The sequence below is a fragment of the Rhodococcus sp. K11/5 genome, assembly GCF_055193735.1.
Genome location: NZ_CM143721.1, coordinates 745,798 through 764,778 on the forward strand (window position 1 = coordinate 745,798; position 18,981 = coordinate 764,778).

13 protein-coding genes and 1 pseudogene are annotated in these 18,981 nt (G+C 70.4%); 3 read left to right on the forward strand and 11 right to left on the reverse strand.

The window, feature by feature from the left end; translation table 11 throughout:
• Window positions 1-73: 73 nt before the first annotated feature.
• Together ACY466_RS03645 and ACY466_RS03650 are read right to left on the reverse strand one after the other, a co-directional pair.
• On the reverse strand, window positions 74-1,618 hold the full coding sequence (locus ACY466_RS03645; RefSeq protein ID WP_463249932.1) for a hypothetical protein: 1,545 nt from the start codon (window positions 1,616-1,618) through the stop codon (window positions 74-76).
• Entirely contained in the window at window positions 1,615-2,388 is a 774-nt protein-coding gene (locus ACY466_RS03650; RefSeq protein WP_463249934.1) for an ABC transporter ATP-binding protein, read from the reverse strand. Before ACY466_RS03650 ends, ACY466_RS03645 begins: the two co-directional genes overlap by 4 nt.
• A gap of 85 nt (window positions 2,389-2,473) precedes the next feature.
• Between ACY466_RS03650 and ACY466_RS03655 the strand changes: the two genes are divergently transcribed.
• Complete coding sequence (locus ACY466_RS03655) at window positions 2,474-3,169, forward strand: SOS response-associated peptidase (protein WP_463249935.1); 696 nt, start codon at window positions 2,474-2,476, stop codon at window positions 3,167-3,169.
• A 67-nt stretch (window positions 3,170-3,236) separates the two neighbouring features.
• On the opposite strand, the gene ACY466_RS03660 is transcribed toward ACY466_RS03655, so the two are convergent.
• Complete coding sequence (locus ACY466_RS03660; RefSeq protein WP_463249937.1) at window positions 3,237-4,157, reverse strand: hypothetical protein; 921 nt, start codon at window positions 4,155-4,157, stop codon at window positions 3,237-3,239.
• Window positions 4,158-4,318: 161 nt separating this feature from the next.
• The gene (locus ACY466_RS03665; RefSeq protein ID WP_463249938.1) at window positions 4,319-7,843 is read right to left on the reverse strand and encodes a (Fe-S)-binding protein; all 3,525 of its coding nucleotides are present in this window, start codon (window positions 7,841-7,843) and stop codon (window positions 4,319-4,321) included.
• 506 nt (window positions 7,844-8,349) lie between these two features.
• Here ACY466_RS03665 and ACY466_RS03670 point away from each other — a divergent pair.
• Complete coding sequence (locus ACY466_RS03670) at window positions 8,350-9,060, forward strand: ammonium transporter (RefSeq protein WP_463249940.1); 711 nt, start codon at window positions 8,350-8,352, stop codon at window positions 9,058-9,060.
• 82 nt (window positions 9,061-9,142) lie between these two features.
• Here ACY466_RS03670 and ACY466_RS03675 read toward each other — a convergent pair whose 3' ends face one another.
• The 7 genes from ACY466_RS03675 to ACY466_RS03705 form a co-directional block, all read right to left on the reverse strand.
• On the reverse strand, window positions 9,143-9,508 hold the full coding sequence (locus tag ACY466_RS03675) for a hypothetical protein (RefSeq protein ID WP_463249941.1): 366 nt from the start codon (window positions 9,506-9,508) through the stop codon (window positions 9,143-9,145).
• 325 nt (window positions 9,509-9,833) lie between these two features.
• Window positions 9,834-9,971, reverse strand: coding sequence for a hypothetical protein (locus tag ACY466_RS03680; protein ID WP_463249943.1), 138 nt, complete (start codon window positions 9,969-9,971; stop codon window positions 9,834-9,836).
• A gap of 48 nt (window positions 9,972-10,019) precedes the next feature.
• On the reverse strand, window positions 10,020-11,324 hold the full coding sequence (locus ACY466_RS03685) for a S1 family peptidase (protein WP_463249944.1): 1,305 nt from the start codon (window positions 11,322-11,324) through the stop codon (window positions 10,020-10,022).
• A complete protein-coding gene (locus ACY466_RS03690) occupies window positions 11,321-12,694 on the reverse strand; it encodes a S1 family peptidase (RefSeq protein WP_463249946.1) in 1,374 nt (457 codons plus the stop codon). Before ACY466_RS03690 ends, ACY466_RS03685 begins: the two co-directional genes overlap by 4 nt.
• An 87-nt stretch (window positions 12,695-12,781) precedes the next feature.
• A complete protein-coding gene (locus ACY466_RS03695) occupies window positions 12,782-13,882 on the reverse strand; it encodes a hypothetical protein (RefSeq protein WP_463249948.1) in 1,101 nt (366 codons plus the stop codon).
• 246 nt (window positions 13,883-14,128) lie between these two features.
• The gene (locus tag ACY466_RS03700; RefSeq protein ID WP_463249949.1) at window positions 14,129-16,627 is read right to left on the reverse strand and encodes a LuxR C-terminal-related transcriptional regulator; all 2,499 of its coding nucleotides are present in this window, start codon (window positions 16,625-16,627) and stop codon (window positions 14,129-14,131) included.
• A gap of 8 nt (window positions 16,628-16,635) precedes the next feature.
• Window positions 16,636-18,468, reverse strand: coding sequence for an Hsp70 family protein (locus ACY466_RS03705; protein ID WP_463249951.1), 1,833 nt, complete (start codon window positions 18,466-18,468; stop codon window positions 16,636-16,638).
• Window positions 18,469-18,698: 230 nt separating this feature from the next.
• Between ACY466_RS03705 and ACY466_RS03710 the strand changes: the two are divergent.
• Window positions 18,699-18,905 (forward strand): annotated as a pseudogene (locus tag ACY466_RS03710) (IniB N-terminal domain-containing protein); the annotation flags it as partial.
• Between the last annotated feature and the right edge of the window lie 76 nt (window positions 18,906-18,981).

Here is an 18,981-nt window from a genome sequence, read left to right on the forward strand (position 1 = left end):
GCTTACCGCACGCTGGAGGCGGTGCGGATGGTGGGGAAGGTGTGCGGATCCCGCACGTTCACGTCCCGCGCGCTCACGGCGCCCGCGACACGGCCACGTAGATCTCCGGCCCCCGCTCCGCGACCAGCGCCACCGCTTTGGGCCGCGCGAAGGCCACCACGGCGGCTCCGACGAGTGCGCCCACCACCGGACCGAGCATCGCGAGCGGCCCGTCCAGCAGCGCCGCGAGCAGTGCTCCCGGCGCACACGCGACCGCCGCTCCGACAAGAAGTGCCACCGACCACCCCACCGCCCGGCCGGACATCGAACCGCGCGCGTTCATCGCGCTTCCCGCCGTCTGGCCGGTCACCGCGTACGGGGACAGCGCGGACTGCAACGCGCCCACCGCGGCCACACTCGCCGCACCGGCCACGATCACCGCGACCGCCACCGGAACGTCCGACCACGAACCGCCGCCGAACGCGTGCCCCAGCACCGTCCCGACCACGCCGTACAGAGCGGCCACCGCACCGCCGACGATCATGCGGGCATCGACGATGCGTTGCGCTGCACCGGGAACCACCGCCACGCGCCAGAACGCGGGTCCGTCCAGGCCGTACGAATTGCTGAACGCGCTGGCCGCCATCACCACGATCACGGGGGCGCCGTACCGCATGCCGTAGATGTCGTTGGAGGAGAACATCAGGACGACGCCGACGACGAGAAAGATGCTGGGCAACAACAGCAACCCGATACGCCGCGGGTCGAGGACCAGCTGCAGAGCCTCGGCGGACACCAGGGTCCGCAACGGACCCCGCACCCGCAGCTCGCCACCGCGTCGCTCCTCGGCCGCATCGCGTCGGGCCGGGGATCCGTCGAGCGCGTCGGACACGGCCGCGGTCCACCGGCGCACCAGGAACGCGCCGCCGGCCACCAGCAACGCGAGGATCAGGAGGGGCAACCACCACCGACCGTCGTCGACGGCTTCGGCCGATACCACCGCCCACCCGCTGGGCGCGATGCGTGCGGCCGCGCCGAGAATGTCGTTGTCCGCGAACGTCAACGACACGTTCTGCAGTAACACGAACAGCGCATACACCGCACCGCCCAGCACCGTTCCGACGATCGCGGCGACGATGCGGCCTCGACTGGTGTTCAGCGCCGCATCGACCCGCAATGCCGCGACGCGAGCAAGGACCAGCGCGACCACCGCCGTGACCACCGCGACGACGGCAGCGACGGCGCGTGCGAGTCCCGATGCGCCGGGCACGGCGAACACCCCGAGCAGCAGGCCCGCGAGGAGAAAGACGAACGCGCCGCCGCGCAGACTCACCACCGCCAGCGCGCGCCGCAACTCCTCTGCGGGTACCGGCAGATGCCGGACGTGCTGCGGAGCGAGACCGCGGTTCCCGACCCCGGACAGCAGCGGCGAGAAGATCGGCCCCGCGATCACCAACAGGGCGCAGAGGGCGGCGATGGTGCCGCGGCCCGACTCCGATGCGAAGAACGTCGTCACGTACATCGAGACGAGTGCCAGCGCGGCGACCACGGCCAGGACGATGCGCGCCCCGAGTCCCTTGCTGCTGCGGCGGATTTCGGAGTCGAGCTGGAGGAGTGTGCGATCAGGTGCGGTGATCATGAGCCCAACCAGGGGAGCTCGGCGTTCTGTTCGACACCGCCCACCGCGTCGAACAATGCGGATTCGAGGGTGCCGCCCGCGCGGATCTCGTCGATCTCGCCTGCCGTCACCAACGAACCCTGCGCGAGAATCGCGACGTGCGAACACATCTGCTCGATCAGCGGCATGGAGTGGCTGGACACCACGGCGGTGCCGCCGCGTGCGACGTACCGTTCGAGCAGACCGCGAATCGTTCTCGCGGACATCGGATCCACTGCTTCCAGTGGCTCGTCGAGCACCAGCAGCCGCGGTGAGTGGATCATCGCCGCGGCCAGCCCGATCTTCTTCTTCATACCGGCGGAGTACTCGGACACGGGCCGATCCGCCGCGTCGGCGATGCCGAGGACGTTCAGCAACTCGTCGCTGCGCTCGTCGACCACGGCGGGGTCGAGTCCGTGCAGCACGCCCACGTAGTGCAGGGCGCGACGTCCGGGGAGAGCCTCCGGCAACGACGGCCCGTCCGGAAGCAGCCCGACGCGCCCGCGCGCGGCCACCGGATCGGTCCAGACGTTGTGCCCGGCGATCCACACCTGCCCGCCCGTGGGGCGAACGAGGCCGGTCGCCATGGACAGGAACGTGGTCTTGCCGGCGCCGTTGGGTCCGACCAGCCCGTACAGCGTTCCGTGCGGTACGAACAGAGAGATCGATCGCGCCGCGACCGCGCCGCCGTCGTACTGCTTGCTCAGTCCCCAGGACTGGAGTGCAGCGGGTGATTCGTCGATGTTCGTCATCCGGCTCCTCCATACCGTTCGGTGTGCTTACCCACGGTAACCACACGGCATCGCGTCTGGCTACCGCTCGGGGCACAATCGACGCATGTGCGGACGCTATGCCAGTACCCGATCCGACGACGATCTCTCGTCCATCTTCGACGCGGTCGTACGGCTCGGGGATCCACCCGAACCGTCGTACAACGTGGCCCCGACCGACCCCGTGCGGGTGGTGCTCGAGCGGTCCGGTGAGGATTCCGTCGAGCGGCAATTGCGCACCGTCCGATGGGGGCTCGTGCCGTCGTGGGCGAAGGACCGCAAGATCGCGAGCCGTCTCATCAACGCGCGGTCGGAAACCGTCACCGAGAAGCCCGCGTTCAAGAAGGCCGCCTCGCGCCGCCGCTGCCTCGTGCCCGCCGACGGGTACTTCGAATGGGAGAAGCGCGAGGGCAAGAAGATTCCGTACTTCCTGCACGGTCCGGACGATGTGATCGCCATGGCGGGCCTGTACGAGCTGTGGCCGGATCCCGCGCTGCCCGAGGACGATCCGAACAAGTGGTTGTGGACCACCACGGTGCTGACGACGACGGCAGTCGACGAACTGGGGCACATCCACGACCGTTCACCCGTCATCGTGCCGCCGGAGCTGCGGTCCTCGTGGCTGGACCCGTCGCTGACGGCGTTGGACGAGGTCGCGGAGCTGGTGAGCTCGATGCCCGAACCGCACCTCGCGCCGTACGAGGTGTCGAGTGCCGTCAACAGTGTGCGCAACAACGGGCCGGAACTGGTTGTGCCGGTGTAGCGGTCCCTGCCGAGGTCCCCGCCGATCCGCACCGGTTGCCGTGGTCCGCACCGGCTGCAGCGTGCTGCTAGGGGTGTGCGCGTCGAGCAACCTGTGCGCATTGCCGCTCTATTCGCGCGGCGATGAGCGTCGGCCTCGCGAGATCGGCCCAGGTCCACCGGGCGACGCCGTATCCCGCGTCGCGCAGGTCGTCCTCGCGGAGCTTCTCGGCCCACAGCACGCTCGCGGGTGTCTCGCCGTCCTTCACCAGGCGGCCGTACTTCACCTGACCGTCGAACTCGCACACCACGCCCTCGTCTTCGAGCAGGAAGTCGACGCGGTGGCTTCGCCCGGCGCACCTCAGCTTCCGTTGCAGTTCGGGGGTGTGTCCGAGGTCGTTCAGCACGACGCGACTCCGTGATTCGCCGACACTCTCGGAGCGCGCATCGATGAACGCCACGACGCGCCGTGCCCGCGAGTGCCCGGTTCGACCCGAGCGCCGATCGAGCAGCGCGGTCAGATCGGCTCGCGCGAGCCCCAGCCTGCGAGCCGCGTCGTCTCCGGCGCACACCGCCTCCTCGAACGGCAACGAGTGTGCGAGGTCCACGACCGTGCGCGCCGGCGACGTGACCCGAAGTCCGTTCACGACGGTCACTTCTTCGGGTTCGTACGGCGCGGCATGCACCTGTCGCGTGCTGGTCGTGCGGCCGCCCGAGCGTCGGTTTCGGGTGAGATGCACACGGTTCAGCGGGACGTTCCACAGATCGATGCCGTGCAGCAAAGCTGCCGACGCGTGGCTCAAGACGGTGTCGGGTGCGGTCGCGGTGCCCAGGATCGCGGCGGCCCGGAGCACGTGGCGTCGGCCGTCGTCCAGTTCGGCGACCTCCGCGGCATCGGCGTACGAGCCGCGGCACAGCCGGAGCAGATCGCCGTCGGTGCAACTGCGTCGGAGTTCGGCGTCGGTGAATCCGCGCGCGATCTCGTCTGCGCGGCGTCGAATGCGGGTCATGCGTCGATCGTTGCGGACGGTGGAGCGCGCACAGGCTGGGAAAAGCACGTCTGTGGATAACCGGGGTGCCTGTTAGCGAACGAATCCGCACACCCTCTTGAACGCGAACACCCCTACCAGCGTGCTGGTAGGGGTGTTCGGTTGCGATTAGTGGTGCGGATTTACGACTTTCGGCCGGGCGCCTTCGCTCCGGACTTGAATCCGAGACCGCCGGCCTTCGCCTTCGGGGGAGCGGGGCTCTCCGTCGACGAACCGTTCGACCCGTTCGCGCCGCTGCCGTTCGAACCGTGGCCGTTGGTGCCGTTGGACGACGCCTCGGGTTCGGGTGCGGACTCTGTCTCCGGCGTGGAGTCAGGGGCACCCTCGGTCCGTCCTGCGGTGTCAGGGGTCCCCTCACTCGAAGCCGGTGCGGGAGAAGCCGGTGCGGCCGGTGCGGAAGCAGGCGGTGCGGCCGGTGCAGCAGCGGCCGGCTTCCCGGGCGCCTTGGCTCCGGGCTTCTTGAACCCGGACTTCACGGCGAGACCCTTGGCCTTGACGGTCGGCATCGTTTCCGTTGCCTCGGTCGACGCGCCGGCCGGTGCCGATTCTCCCGCCGGCGTGGAGTCAGGGGCACCCTCGGTCCGTCCTGCGGTGTCAGGGGTCCCCTCACTCGAAGCGGGGGCGGCCGGAGCGGCCGAAGCCGACGCCGACGCGGCTGCCGGTGCGGCCGAAGCCGATCCGTTCGCCTCCGAAGCAGCGGCCGGCTTCCCGGGCGCCTTGGCTCCGGGCTTCTTGAACCCGGACTTCACGGCGAGACCCTTGGCCTTGACGGTGGGCTTGACCTCGGTCGCGGCGCTGTCGGTGCTCGCGTCCGTGGAGTCAGGGGCACCCTCGGTCCGTCCTGCGGTGTCAGGGGTCCCCTCACTCGAAGCGGGGGCGGCCGGAGTGGCCGACGCCGGAGCCGACGAAGCGGGGGCGGCCGGAGCCGGTGCAGCAGCCGACGCCTTGCCGGGCGCCTTCGCTCCACCCGCCATGCCGAGTCCCTTGCCGGGCGCCTTGGCTCCGCCCGCCATGCCGAGTCCCTTGCCGGGCGCCTTCGCTCCACCCGCCATGCCGAGTCCCTTGCCGGGCGCCTTGGCCGAGCCGAGACCCTGCGAGGCGTCGTCGGCGTCGGCACCCTCGGCGTTGGGGGAACCGGCGGACGTCGCCGTACCCGGAGCCTTCGCACCCGGTGCCTTCGCGCCGGGAGCCTTGGCACCCGGAGCCTTGGCCAGCCCCTTCATCTTCAGTCCCTTGCCCGCAGCGGGCTCGGAGCTCACCTCGGGATCGCCTCCGGCGGCAGCCGTGGTGACCTCGTCGAGGCGTCCCGCCTCCACCGTGGAGGCAGCCTTCTCGGTGGTGACCGATTCGGCCTTCGGGGTGTCGACGGGTTCGACGGCAGCAGCGACCGACACCTTCTCGCGCGGCACGACCTTGACGTTCTCGCCGAGCTGCGCGGAATCGAGCCGGGTGATGGAGCCGAGCAGCAGCTGCGCGACGTCCACGACCTCGACGCCCTCACCCTGACCGGCTTCCTGCCGCGCCGTCACACCGTCGTTGAGCATCACGCGGCAGAACGGGCAGCCGGTGGCGATCTTCTTGGGTGAGGTGGACAGCGCCTCGTCGACGCGGTCGATGTTGATGCGCTTGCCGATCTTCTCTTCCATCCACATGCGCGCACCACCGGCGCCACAGCACATGGAGCGCTCACCGTGGCGAGGCATCTCCTTCAGGTTCGAGCCCGACGCCGCCATGAGCTCACGCGGTGCGTCGTAGACCTTGTTGTGCCGGCCGAGGAAGCACGGATCGTGGTACGTGATGTCTTCCTGCACCGACGCGACCGGGATCAGCTTCTTGGCGCGCACCAGCCGGTTGAGCAGCTGGGTGTGGTGGACGACCTCGTACTTGCCGCCCACCTGCGGGTACTCGTTGCCGAGCGCGTTGAAGCAGTGCGCGCAGGTGACGACGATCTTGCGCTTCGTCTCGTCCACGCCCTCGAACACGGCGTTGAGCGTCTCGACGTTCTGCAGGGCGAGCTGCTGGAACAGGAACTCGTTGCCCGCGCGGCGGGCGGAGTCACCGGTGCAGGTCTCGTCCGCACCGAGCACCATGAACTTCACTCCCGCGGTGGCGAGCAGTTCGGCGACGGCCTTGGTGGTCTTCTTCGCGCGGTCCTCGTACGCACCGGCGCAGCCGACCCAGAACAGGTACTCGAAGTCGTCGAAGCTGTCCGCATCCTGGCCGTAGACCGGGATGTCGAACTCGAGCTCGTTGATCCAGTTCAGGCGGTCCTTGGCGTTCTGGCCCCAGGGGTTGCCCTTGTTCTCGAGGTTCTTGAACAGGCCGGACAGCTCGGACGGGAACTCCGACTCGATCAGTACCTGGTAGCGACGCATGTCCAGGATGTGGTCGACGTGCTCGATGTCCACCGGGCACTGCTCGACGCACGCGCCGCAGCTGGTGCAGCTCCACAGGACCTCGGGGTCGATGATGCCGCCGAGACCACCGTCGTCCAGCGAGGTCTCACCGACCAACGGGCGCGACGCCTCGTCGATGGCGGACTGGGGGATCTTCGCGAGCTTCGCCTCGTCGGGCTTGCCGTCCGCGTCGACCAGGCCGATCTCGTCGCCCGCCATGTCCTTGCGTCCACCGGCGAGCAGGTACGGCGCCTTGGCGTTGCCGTGATCGCGCAGCGAGGTGATGAGGAGCTTGGGGGAGAGCGGCTTGCCGGTGTTCCAGGCGGGGCACTGCGACTGGCAGCGACCGCACTCGGTGCAGGTGGTGAAGTCCAGCCAGCCCTTCCAGGAGAAGTCCTCGATCTTGCCGGCGCCGAACGCGTCGACGTCGGGATCGGCGTCCTCCATGACCAGGACCTTGCCGCCGGACATCATCGGCTTCGCGGCGCCCAGAGCCTGGCTGCCGTCGGCCTCACGCTTGAAGTAGATGTTGAAGAACGCGCTGAACCGGTGCCACGCCACGCCCCAGGTGATGTTGCGGCCGACGATCAGCAGCCACACCATGCCGGACATCAACTTGACGAACGCGAACACCGACACGAGCTCGGGGCTCGCGGGCAGCAGGGTGGCGATGTGCACGGAGGCGAAGTCGTAGATCAGGCTTCCCTCGCGGTACGTGGCGATCTTGCCCGACTTCACCATCAGCATGCCGAGGCCCTCGATGAGGACGACGGTCTCGACGAAGTACGCGGCGCGGAAGTTGGAGCCGCTGAACCGGGACAGCCGCTCCGGGTCACGCGGGTGGTTGAGCTGGCGAATCACGATCAGCACGATGATGCCGATGACCGTGCCGAGGGCCAGGATCTCCTCGAGGAAGTGGTAGATCGCCGTGTCGCCGATGATCGGCCAGTGGAACTCCGGGTTGAACGTCTGCCCGTAGGCCTCGAACCACACGATGGCGCCGAACATGAAGCCGACCATCACGAGCCAGTGGGCCCAACCGACGGTGCGGAACTTGTTCATGCGCGTGTGCGCCGCGAATTCGATGCACATCTGCTTGAAGCGGGGCACGAACGGACCCATCCGCGTGCGGTCCGGCTGACCGAGACCGATGCTGCGCACCATGAGGGCGGCGCCGCGGAAGAAGTAGGCCCAACACACCAGGCTGAGCAGGGCACCAGCGGTGCCGAGGGTGATCGTCAGGGCGTTCATGACGCTGCCTTCCATTCTGCGACGTGGGGCGTCGCTGGTGAACCGTCACCCGGCTGGTGGGCCGGACGACCCGTTCGGTGAACCCAGAAGTTACCCGCGAGTAACACTGTCACTGTACTGATCGGTAACTTAACACGTGTCTCGGACATCGCTGCAGGTCGGCGGTGGGCTGGTCCCGACGTTCCGTGGGCGATCGCTCCACCGTATTACCCGGTACCGGCAACGGTCGTGCACAGGTATTCCTAACTTGCCCGACGGGTAACTTTCGGGGCCCGTTTCGGGCGACGATCGACAACTCGAGCCCCATCTGCACCAGTTATCGTCAATGACGGCAAAACGGACAAAGAAAAACCAACTTTGGATTCGGTTGTGACGGTGGCAACGGTTACTCTGATCTCGTCGGGGCGACACACCGCTGTACCGAACACTGCCGGCCGACTCTTCGGACGGCCTGCACGACACGACGATTCAACGATTCGCGTTGAACCTACGAATGGACTCACTGAATGAACCTGCGTCGACTCGCGGTCACCTCTGCGCTCGCGATCACCTCTCTCGCCGTCGCGACCGGCACGGCGTACGCCCAGCCGGCCATCGACACCGACTCCGCCCCGGCCATCTCCGAAGCAGCCCCCGAGAACTCGGACGTCAACTGGGCATCGCGCGTCGAGGCGGGTGGCGTCGTCACCACCGTCGACGCCGGACTGTTCCGCGGCTCGGACGACGGCGAGTCCGTCGTCCTCGAAGACGCCGAGGGCAACGAAGTGCTGGCCCTCCCGGTCACCTTCAACCTCAACGGCATCGAGTTCCCCTACGGTGTCGAGTACACCGACGAGGGCCGCACCGTGAAGCTCATCCCCAACCTCGCGGCTCCGATCGGCCTGGCTCCGAACGCGCTCGAGCAGAACGCGGCATCACCGGCCGAGAACCTCGCGGCCGAGGAAGCATTCCGCTCGCAGCTGTCCCTCGCTTCGGCGATCGGTGGCCTGTCCGGCACCATCACCGGTGCGGGTATCGGTTGCATCGTCGGCGGAACGCCTGTTGCGCTGGCCATTCCGGTTGCCATCGCCACCTGCCTCGGTGGCGCAGTTGTCGGTGCGAGCATCGGCGGCGTCATCGGAACCATCACCGCAGGCGGGCCGACCCTCGTCGTCGCGGGCATCGACCTGCTGAACACCTACCAGGCAGCCCCCGGCACCACGCGTTTCGCCAACTGATCACCTGAACCACGAGAACAGGCCGTCACCCGCGAGGGTGACGGCCTGTTCTGCGTTCGGCGCCCGGTGAAATTCTGGGCAGTTACATGTTGGGCAGCGCGGACATGAGGAACAACGTGCCGGCGATCAGGCCCACTGCACCGGTGACGATGGCGATGGCGGAGTCGCGGAGGTTGGGCTCGTCGGCCTGCGTGGACAGCGCGCCGGTCACCACGGCCGCGAGGCCGAGGAGTGCGCCGAAGCCGAAGCTCCAGAACGCGATGACGGACACGGCGCCCATGGCGAGCGAGATGTCGGCGAGGCGAGGATCGGCGTGAAAGCGTCGTTCTCCCTCGGCGGTGCGCAGAATCGTGTCCATCAGCGGTCGGCGCGGGGCCGCGGCCGCCGGAGCGGTGGGCACGGTGTGCACGACGGGGAGGGGACGCGAGGCGTCGGCGAGGTCGGTCACATCGACCTCACGGGGGCGTCGAGGGCGGGCAGGGAGTCGGCGTTCGGGTCACGAACGTCCGGGGTGGGGTCAACTGGGTTTCGAACACAGCGCAGCACGGCGATGCACCTCCTTGTGGGATCGAGTCGATTGCGTTCCGGCAGCGGGTTTCGGTGCCGGGCATCTCGTCGCGCGGTCGATATTACCGCAGGCGCCATGTTACTCCTGTTACCAGAGTGAAAACACCATCGCGAACGATGCGTCAATCACACTGGGCGGCAGCATGTCTCGGACGTACGAACGGCCCCGCCCTCCGGAGGGGGCGGGGCCGTACGGGGTGCGTCGGTCAGCTGAGACCGAGGAGGGGGTTGGTCGCGATCTGCATGACGTAACCGAAGATCGTGAAGGCAAGCTGCAGGAAATCCATGGTCGACAGTTCTTTCTCGTAGTGGTCACCGGCCGATCCCTCACCCCGCGGGAGCAACCTCGTCTCCGCGGGAACGATACCCGACGAAGCACAACGATCGGTACTTTACGTTGTGCGAAGTACCAAGCCGGGGTTGTCGGCCAGGATCGACGCGATCGGGGTCGCGAAGAGCTGCGGGCCCGATCCCGACAGCGTGGACACGACGTCCGCCACCTCGCACACCCCGTACTGCCCCACGTTCGACGCACTCGAGATGCCCACCGCCGACGTCCCCGAGATCAGCGCACCGCCGCTGTCGCCTTGGAGCGCGCAGATGTCGGTGACGAAGCTGTCGACGAGAACCCGCGAGCCCACGTCCACCGTCTGCCCGACGGCGGAGACGGTGCCGCAGGTGAACCCGGTCGTGGACCCCGACTTGCACACCGGAGCCCCCACCACGGGGTCGGCCGTGCCGGTGATGGGCACCGGACCGGCCCCCGGCACGCGAACCAGGTTGTTCTGGAAGCGCGGCGCGGCCGCGTCGTCGATGCGAATGACGGAGAAGTCGCGCTGATCGCGATTAGACCGCGCGACGGAACCGAAGCGCACCCCGTCCCCCGATCGGGTCTCCGCCGCCGCTGGAGTCCCGGCGGCCGCGGGATCGGGATCGCAGTGACCGGCGCTGATGTTCACCGCGGCTCCGGCGGCGTCCGTGCCGTTGAAGCCGAGCGAGCACCGCAGGCCCTCGGCTCCCGCGAACGACGCGTACAGGTCGCCGGCCATCGCGGTGGCCGGATCGATGGGGTCGGCGACGGAGACGGGAGCGGCGTCGACGGCGTCGGGCGTGAAGAACACGTCGATCCCGTCGAGGAAGGGCGGGAGGGCGACGTCGGCCTCGGTGTCGGCCAGGCGAACCTGCAGCGCGTTGCTCATCGTGTCCACCGCGATGCCGCGCACGGCGTCGGCGAGCACGGGCGGCGCGGCGGCCAGCAACTGACCCAGCCACGACGCGTCGGCCCGGAGTGCGGCCTCGCTGCGGCCCATCGGACGAACGGTGAACCCGACACTCTCGGCCGCGGCGCGGGCGGCCGCGAAGTCGGCGCCCTCGGCGAGGCCGACCACGGCGGAACCGTCGGGATCGATCCACGCCCCGGCGAAGGACTGCGCGAAGCGGGCGCGGGCGTCGTCGGTGAACGCGGCCACGCGCTGCGCCGTGTCCGCGCGCGCCAGGTAATCGCCCTCGGACAGGCCGAGGTCGCGAGCAACCGCGTCGGCCATCGACCCGGGCAACGGCGCTGCGGGTATCGGCGCTGCCGGAACCTCGGGCAGCGGCGCTGCAGTGGCCACCGCACCGGGACCCGACACCGCCGCGGCGAGCGCGACGGCGACGGCGGCGCGGCCGAGGAGCCCGCGGGTGGAGGAGCCCGTCATCCGGCGGTACGCACGGTGGTGCCGGTCGCGGCGGTCACCGCGTCGACGGGCATGCCCAGGCTGGCCGTGCCGCCGTACTGCGCGAGCGCGAGGTTCGCCTCGCCGCAACTCGGGGCGCCCCCGGAGTTGGATCCGCTGGTGATGCCGAGTGCGAGCGTTCCGGTGACGATGGCGCCACCGCTGTCGCCGGCCAGGGTGCAGGCGGTGCTGGCGAATCCGCGCACCGCGCGGGAAGAGCCGTCGGCGATGATCAGCTGCGTCTCGACGCGGTCGGCCGCGACCACTCCGCACGTGAACGACGACGCCTGACCCGATTTGCAGACCGGCGCACCGATCACGGGCGCCGCGGTCCCGGTGATGGTGAGCGCCGTTCCGTTCGCGCCGCGCACCGTCGGGCTGTCGAGACCCGCGGCCACCCCCGCGTCGTCGAGGGCGATGACGGAATAGTCGAGACCGTCCGTGGCGCCGACACTCGACGTCGTGAACTCACCGACCTTGCGGCTCTGACGCACGTCGGTGGAGTCCGGGAGGTAGACAGAGGCGCCGGCGGCACCGGAGGCGTTGTTCGGATCGCAGTGTCCGGCCGAGAGATTCACCGGGTTGCCGGCGCCGTCGACGGCGTTGAAGCCGAACGAGCAGATCTCGATGTTCGACAGTGCCGTGGTCGCGAGGTCCTCCGTGGAGGTGACGTAATCGTCGCCGCCCATCACCGCGGGCGGAGGTCCGGGCGACGGCGCGGGCGGGGTGAGGACGACCTGGAGGTTGGCGATGAGCGTCGGCAGGTTCAACGCCCGGCCCACCGGGCTGTTCGCGATGTCCACGACCACGCGATTGTTCAACACGTCGACCGTCGCGCCGTTGATCTCCGAGGACACCTCGGCGGGCAGCGCCGCGGCCCAGTCCCCGAACGCGTCGAGCGAACGGTCGAGGCTCTCGGCGGAGACGGGGGACTGGCGGCTGCGGTACCCGTCGCGCGCCACCTGCTGGGCGGCCTCGTCGGTGGTCACCGCGACCACGGGGACGCCGTCGTCACCGATCCAGGCGCCGGCGAAGTCGGCGGGCCGGTCCCGGCGGAAGTCGTCCGCGTAGGAGCGCAGGCGCTGCGCGTCGGACGCGCGAGTCAGGTACTCCTGCGGCGTGATCTTCAGGTCGCGGGTGACCGCGTCGACCAGCTCGGCGGGAAGCTCGTCGGCCGAGAGTTGTGCGGGTGCAACCGAATCGGTACTCGGTGCCGCGGCGGCGAGGCCGGTGGACAGGCCGAGGGTGAGCAACAGCGTCGCTCCCGCGGCGGCGATCCGGCGGCCGGTACGAGCCGTTCCGAGATCGATGTCGAGCAGGCCCGTGGCCCTGGAGGCCGCCGAGTTACGCATGGAGTCCCTTCATCGGTGAAGCAGTCAGCGCCCGAGCATAGGTGATCGACACGACTCCGAAAGCATGGTCGACGCCGGGCGGAACGGTTACGGGGTCGGCCGCACGGGGGGTGGTGTGGGCGAGGTGCTGGTGGGGGGCGACGGGTCGGTCCCGGGCGGGACCGTCGATCCGGGTCCGGGTGTGGGGGACGGCGCGGGCGCGCCGGGGAAGCCGGGCAGTGCGGTCGGCAGGGAGAACGGGTCGGGCAGATCGGGGAGCTCGAGCGGCAGGGCGGGCATGGAGGGCAGGTCCGCCGGTGGCGGGGTGTCGATCCGGGTCGGTGCGACCGGCACGGGCTCGACCGGCGAGGGCGCCGCCGTCACCGGTGGCTCGACCGGCGCGACGGGAGGCGGTTCGACCGGCGGCTCGATCGGTGCCGGCGCGGGCGGTTCCGGCGACGAGGCGGGCACTTCCGGCGAATCGGGCAGCGTCTCGGTGACCGCGCCCCCGCCCGAGTTCTCGATGACCCGCTCGGTGCGGCTCGGGGCCACGGGCTCCGAGGAGGTGTGCGTGGCCCAGGCCCCGCCCACGGACAGCACGGCGAACGCGGTGGCCGCCGCGGCCACCGCCACCCGTGTCGGGGGTCTGCGCGGTGTGACGGGCCGGCTCGGCGCCGCCGTCGGGATCGGCGGAGGCAGTGCGATCGCGGACCGGGCCGCGGTCTCGGCGTCCGCGGAGTCGGCGGCCACCGGCCGCGCGGTGGATCCGGCGCGGTCGAGAGCGTCGCGCATCGCGTCGACCGCCGACGGCGACCAGGTTCGCGGATGGACGACCACGCACGGCGCGCTCGGGTCGATGACGTAGAGATCGGTCACGGTGACGTGCAGTCGCCGCACGAAGGACGCGACGAGGTCCTCCGCGCACACCCTCGACCCGTCGGCGAGACGGGCCCCGTCGGGTCGGCCGACGAAGGGAAGAACCGCGCGCACGTCGACGCGGCGATCACCGGTCCGAGGCCGACCGGGGGTCTCGTCGGCGAGCAGGGTGCGTCCGTCGGCGGTGAGAATCAGCTCCGTGCCGGCGCCCAGGGTGTCCACCTCGCCGTTGCCGACGCAGGCGATGCGAACCGCGACGGGGGTGAGGGCGATCGCGACCGCGGGAGGCGTGGACCGGCCGGCGGTGCGGGATCCGGAGGAGCGAAAGAACACGAGATCTCGCTCCTTCGGCACGACGGTCGATCACTGATGTGAACGCGGCAACATAACGTTCGGTCGCATAGACCGTACCGCTCCCCGGCGACAGGCGCGGCGCTTCGCCGAGCAGCCCCCCGCGATGCCCGCAGCAATTGTCGCAGTTGACCAGCCCTTATCCGGGTTCGCTGGAACATTTCGGTAACGAGTGGTGAATTCGCTGTGACAAGCAGCAGAGGACGCGGTCGCCGCAGGTGGCGGGCGTCAGGTACCGGTATCCGCCCGTCGATCGTCGGTGTCGGCGTACCCGGAGGCCCGCAGCATCGAGAGCATCTCCGACCGCGATTCGGCCCCGAGTCGACGCCGGATCCGCGCCACGTGATGCTCGACCGTCTTCGCCGAGATGTAGAGCTTGGCCCCGATCTCCCGGTACGTCAGACCGAGCATCAGGTGGCGCGCGACATCGGCCTCCCGATCGGTCAACGGACCCGTCGGGGCGGCCCGTTCGGTGCCGTTCGGCGCCGTCCCCGCGGCGGGTACGACGGTCTGCGGCCGACTCCCCACCATCCGGGCGATCTGCAACAGCGTCGTCGCGTCCTTGGTGTCGCGCACGCGCAGGGCCGCGTCGCTCGCGAGCTTCGCGCCGTCCCACGAGTGCCCGAAGCGTTCGAGGGCGCGCGCGCACCGCTCCACCTCCGCCACGTCCGGCTCGCCCTGGAGCACTCGCAGCCACGCTCGCCCGGCGTCCGCCAGGGTGGCCGCGTAGGCGCTGGACTCGGCGGAGTCGCCGAGGGCGCGGGCGTGCGGGAGCAGCGCCGCCGGACTCTCGGTCAGGATGGCCGCGTGGACGCCGTACCAGTGCCACGTGGTGGCCCAGGCCGGCGGATCGCCGAGGCGGGCGAGCAGTGCGTCCGCCGCGTCGACCAGGTGAGCGAGGCGGTCCACGTCGCCCACTCGGACCGCCGCCAGCCACAGCTCGCCGAGGGGCAGCAGTTCGTAGAGGTCGATCTCGACCTCGGCGACCGTGCGTTGCGCCGCGCGCCAGGCGGTGAGCAGCGCTCCGGAGTCGCCGCGGCGACGGGCGAGGGCGACGCCCAGAGCATGCGCCGACAGCGCTTCGCGCTGAGTGAGCGCCGCGATGTCGAGAGAGTCGAGCAGGGCGGTCGCTGCCCCGAGGTCGCCCGCGAGCATGTCGGTCCAGGCGAGCATCAGGGTCGCGTGTCGACGGCGGGTTCCGGCCGACGCGGGATCCACGGCGGCGGCGGTGAGGACCGAGCGGGCCGTCACGGGATCGCCGGTGTGCAGTGCGAGCAGGGCGGCGACCGACGCGGCCGATCCGGCGTCCGAGAACGCATCGGTCATCGACGACGCCCGCAGCAGCGAGCTCAGCGCCACCGCCGCCGTCGACTCCAGGGATTCGATCAGCCCGTCGACGATCAGCTTCTCGCGGGCGTTGCCGGTGGTGGGAGGAAGCGTCGCGGCGGCGGCGAGGAAGGCGGCCGCGTGCTCGCGGTCGCCGACGGCCAGCAGGGTCGACGCGGCGAACGCGGCGTCCGATCCCGCTCGCTCGGGACCGAGCCACCGATACAGTTCCGCACTGCGCGAGGGGGTTCCGCGTCGACCCGCGACGGTGGCGGCGATCCGAACCGCCGCGCGCAGGGTGGCGTCGTTACCGCTCTCGGTGGCCAACACCGAATCAGCGAGGCGGGCGGCGCGGTCGAGATCGCCTGCGGCCATGCACGACTGGGCGAACGGCACGGCCACGTCCGCGCCCGCGGTCTGGGCCGCCTCCCACAGCGGGCGGGCGCGCTCGGGTGCGCTGCGCTCGGCGAACCGCGTCAGCTCCGCCGCCAGACGTTCGTCCCGGATTCCCGACGCGGCCCCGGCCATCGCGATGTTCGGTTGCAGCACATGGTGATCGAGCTGCCATCCGATCACCGACCGCAGGATCGCGACCACGGTGTGCTCGCCCAGGATCGACCGGATCGCCGCGGCCGCCGTGGGCAGCAGGTCGCCCACATCCGTCGTCGCTCCGGACCACCGCGCGCTCTCCACCGCGGTGTCGGCGTCGTCGTACGTGGTCGGTGTGACCGCCGAGACGAGAGGGGGATCGGGGCGCACTCCGAGCGCGCCGACGGCGAGTGCGGTGAGAGTGGGCCGATCGTGGTGGCGGAGAAGGCGAGCGAAGGCCTCGGTCGCGGCCCGGTCGGGGGACGCGTCGGGACCGGCGGTGCGGAGTTCGGCCAGCACCGCGTCGACGACGCGCAGCACGCCGCCACTCACGGTGTGCACTCGAGCGACGAGCGTGGGGGTGAGGTCGAGGTTCTGCGCGCGGGCGCGCTCGGCGATGCACCCGCGATCGAGCCGTTCGACGACGAGCGACCGGGACGGTCCGGCCAGGGCGCCGAGCCGGGCGAGCCAGGCGTCGTGGGGCCGCGGTTCGGTCCCGAGCAGCACCACCACGTCCTCGCGGGCCACGGCGGCGTCCACGAGTCGGCGGTCCTCCGCGCTCGCCCGATGGGCATCGTCGGCGACCAGCACCGCGGACCGCTCGGTCAGATCGCCGACCGCCGTGACCACGGGCCGACTCGACGTCGACAGGGCCGCGGCCAGCGCGTCCAGCGCGGCCCGGCGGCCACTGCCCGCAGCCCCGGTCACTACCACCAGTCGCGGCGGCTCGGCGCTCGACACCGAGCGCAGCGCTGCTGCGACGGACGGCAGACCCGCGAGGGCGGGATCGAGCCGCGTGGACGTGGAGGGCACCCGTTCGGTCAGTTCCCGAGGATCCGGCCGGGCACCTGCAGGACGCCGCCCACGACGTTGCCGGCTCCTTCACCGACCCGGCCGACCGTGTTCCCGAGACCGTCGGTGACGCCGCCGACCACACCGGGCAGCGGGTTCGACGGGAACTGGGGTGCCGGGAGCTGGGGTACGGAAACGGGAGCGCGCGTCGGTGCGGGAGCCGGAGCGGCGGGAGCTCGGGTCGGCGCGGGTGCCTGTACCGCAGGGGCCTGAACGCCGGGCGCCGTCGGTGCAGTTGCCGGGTTCGACCCCGCGCCGGACGAGCCGCCGGCAGCGGGTGCGGGTGCGGCACCGCCGGGAACGGCAGCATCATTTGCTGCGGAGCCTGATCCGGACGTACCCGCCGGGGCCGAGTCGGCGGTTCCGGGCCGGGCGTCACCCGCGGCGTCGCCGGTGCCGGCCGTGTCCGCCGAGGCCGGCGTTCCGCCCTCGCCCGCCGTGGAGTCCATGTCGATCGCATCCTCGGACGCGGCGTCTTCGACCACGACGCTCGAGGTCTCCGGGTCGGTCCCGCCGATGAGGCCGGTGCTGGCGGACAGTCCGCCCGCCGCGAGCACGGCGATGGCGATGGCGGCACCCGCGATGACGGCGACCCGCTTGCCGCTCGACTTCTTCGCGTGCGAGGTCGCTGTCCGCGTGGGCAGCTCGGCCGCTGCGGCAGACACGACCCGCGTCGGTGCGGTGACTGCCTCGTCGGACACGGGTACCGGTGCGGCGCCGACTCGATCGAGCTCGCCCGACGCCTCGGCGATCTCGGCAGCCAGCACGGCCGCTCCGACGGCGGACGTGCTCGCGGGATCGGCGGACGCGGTGAGCGGGACACGCAGCGCGGCGGACACCGCCTCGGTCACCAGCGGAATGGCCGCACCACCGCCGGTGAGGAGCACCCGGGTGACGTCGTCGACGGTGAGTCCGGCCGAGCGCAACGCTTCGTCGACCACGTCCAGCGAGGACTCGACGGTGTCGCGGAACAGTTCCTCGACCTCGGAGCGGACCAGTCGCACGTCGGTCTCGACACCCGGAAGTCGGACGGGCACCACGGTTTCGGTGTCCGAGGACAGTGCTTCCTTCGCCCGCGCGCACTCGGTACGCAGCACGGCGAGGGCCTCGACGGTGGCGGGGTCGAACGGATCGAGCTCCTGTGGCACGGATTCGAGGACGTGCGCGAGAACGAGATGATCGAAATGGGCGCCGCTGATGTCCTCGGAGCGGGCCCCGCGTCCGACGATGCGCGATTCGGTGCCGGTTCGCACGACCGCCACGTCCAGGACGCTGCCGCCGACGTCGTAGACCACCACGGTGCCGTCGCCGTGAACGGCGTCGTCCCCGCGCTGCAGCCAGGCGACCGCGGCGATCGCCTCGGGGACGAACGTGACGTCGGTGAGTCCGTGGCCGGACGTGGCGTCGCGCAGTCGGTCGACCGTGTAGGGCTGCCACCCCGTCGGATGGGTGACCACGACGGCGGAATCGTCCGGAGCGCCCTCGTCCTTCGCGCGCTCGGCGAGGCGGGCGAGCATCGCTGCACACAGCTCGTCGCCGGTGTGGGTGGAACCGTCGTCGGCGACCAGGGAGACCGGATCACCGACGCGCCCGGTGAAACCGGTGAGTACCGACCCACCACCGAATCCGTTCGCCAGAACGGGTTCTCGGCCCGGTTCGAGTCGCAGAACGGTCGGCACGACCAGGGTTCGGGCGTCTTTCGTACTGCCGCTCGACGCGGTGGACACCGCGATGGACGTGGTGGATCCGATACCCAGTCCGAGCCCTGCAGCCATGACGTACATCCCTTTGTTCGTCGACACGTGTCCCCATTGTCGTGGGAACCGAGCAACTTGTTACTCCTCACAAACCCTATCGCGGGCAGATCCCCTATACCCCCCATTCCGGACGAACCCCCCATGCCTGCCCGGGGGCGTCGGGCAGGGGGCGCAACCCCGTTGGGCACGGGTCCGCCGCGCCCTAGCGTCGTCTTCACCACCGGCTCGACATCTCTCCCGAGCCGACCCCGCCCTTCGGACCCACAGGAGCCACGATGGCCACGAACGCCGTACTCGACTTCATCCTCGGACTGCTCCGCGACGAGCGCGCCGCCGCCGCCTACTGCGACAACCCGCAGGCCGAGTTGAACGCCGCCGGCCTGTCCGACGTCTCGCACGCCGACATCGTCGCCGTCGCGCCAATGGTCGCCGAGTCCGGACTGTTCGCGGAGGGGTCGCGGCTGGCGTCCATCGTCAACGCCCAGAACACGACGAACAACACGGTCACCGAGACCGTCACCACCACGACGTCGAACAACACGACGTCGAACAACACCA

Coding starts and splice junctions, on each gene's coding strand:
- ACY466_RS03645 (WP_463249932.1), bottom strand. CDS start 1,618: ATGATCACCGCACCTGATCGCACACTCCTCCAGCTCGACTCCGAAATC.
- ACY466_RS03690 (WP_463249946.1), bottom strand. CDS start 12,694: ATGCGTAACTCGGCGGCCTCCAGGGCCACGGGCCTGCTCGACATCGAT.
- ACY466_RS03655 (WP_463249935.1), top strand. CDS start 2,474: ATGTGCGGACGCTATGCCAGTACCCGATCCGACGACGATCTCTCGTCC.
- ACY466_RS03685 (WP_463249944.1), bottom strand. CDS start 11,324: ATGACGGGCTCCTCCACCCGCGGGCTCCTCGGCCGCGCCGCCGTCGCC.
- ACY466_RS03665 (WP_463249938.1), bottom strand. CDS start 7,843: ATGAACGCCCTGACGATCACCCTCGGCACCGCTGGTGCCCTGCTCAGC.
- ACY466_RS03670 (WP_463249940.1), top strand. CDS start 8,350: ATGAACCTGCGTCGACTCGCGGTCACCTCTGCGCTCGCGATCACCTCT.
- ACY466_RS03660 (WP_463249937.1), bottom strand. CDS start 4,157: ATGACCCGCATTCGACGCCGCGCAGACGAGATCGCGCGCGGATTCACC.
- ACY466_RS03650 (WP_463249934.1), bottom strand. CDS start 2,388: ATGACGAACATCGACGAATCACCCGCTGCACTCCAGTCCTGGGGACTG.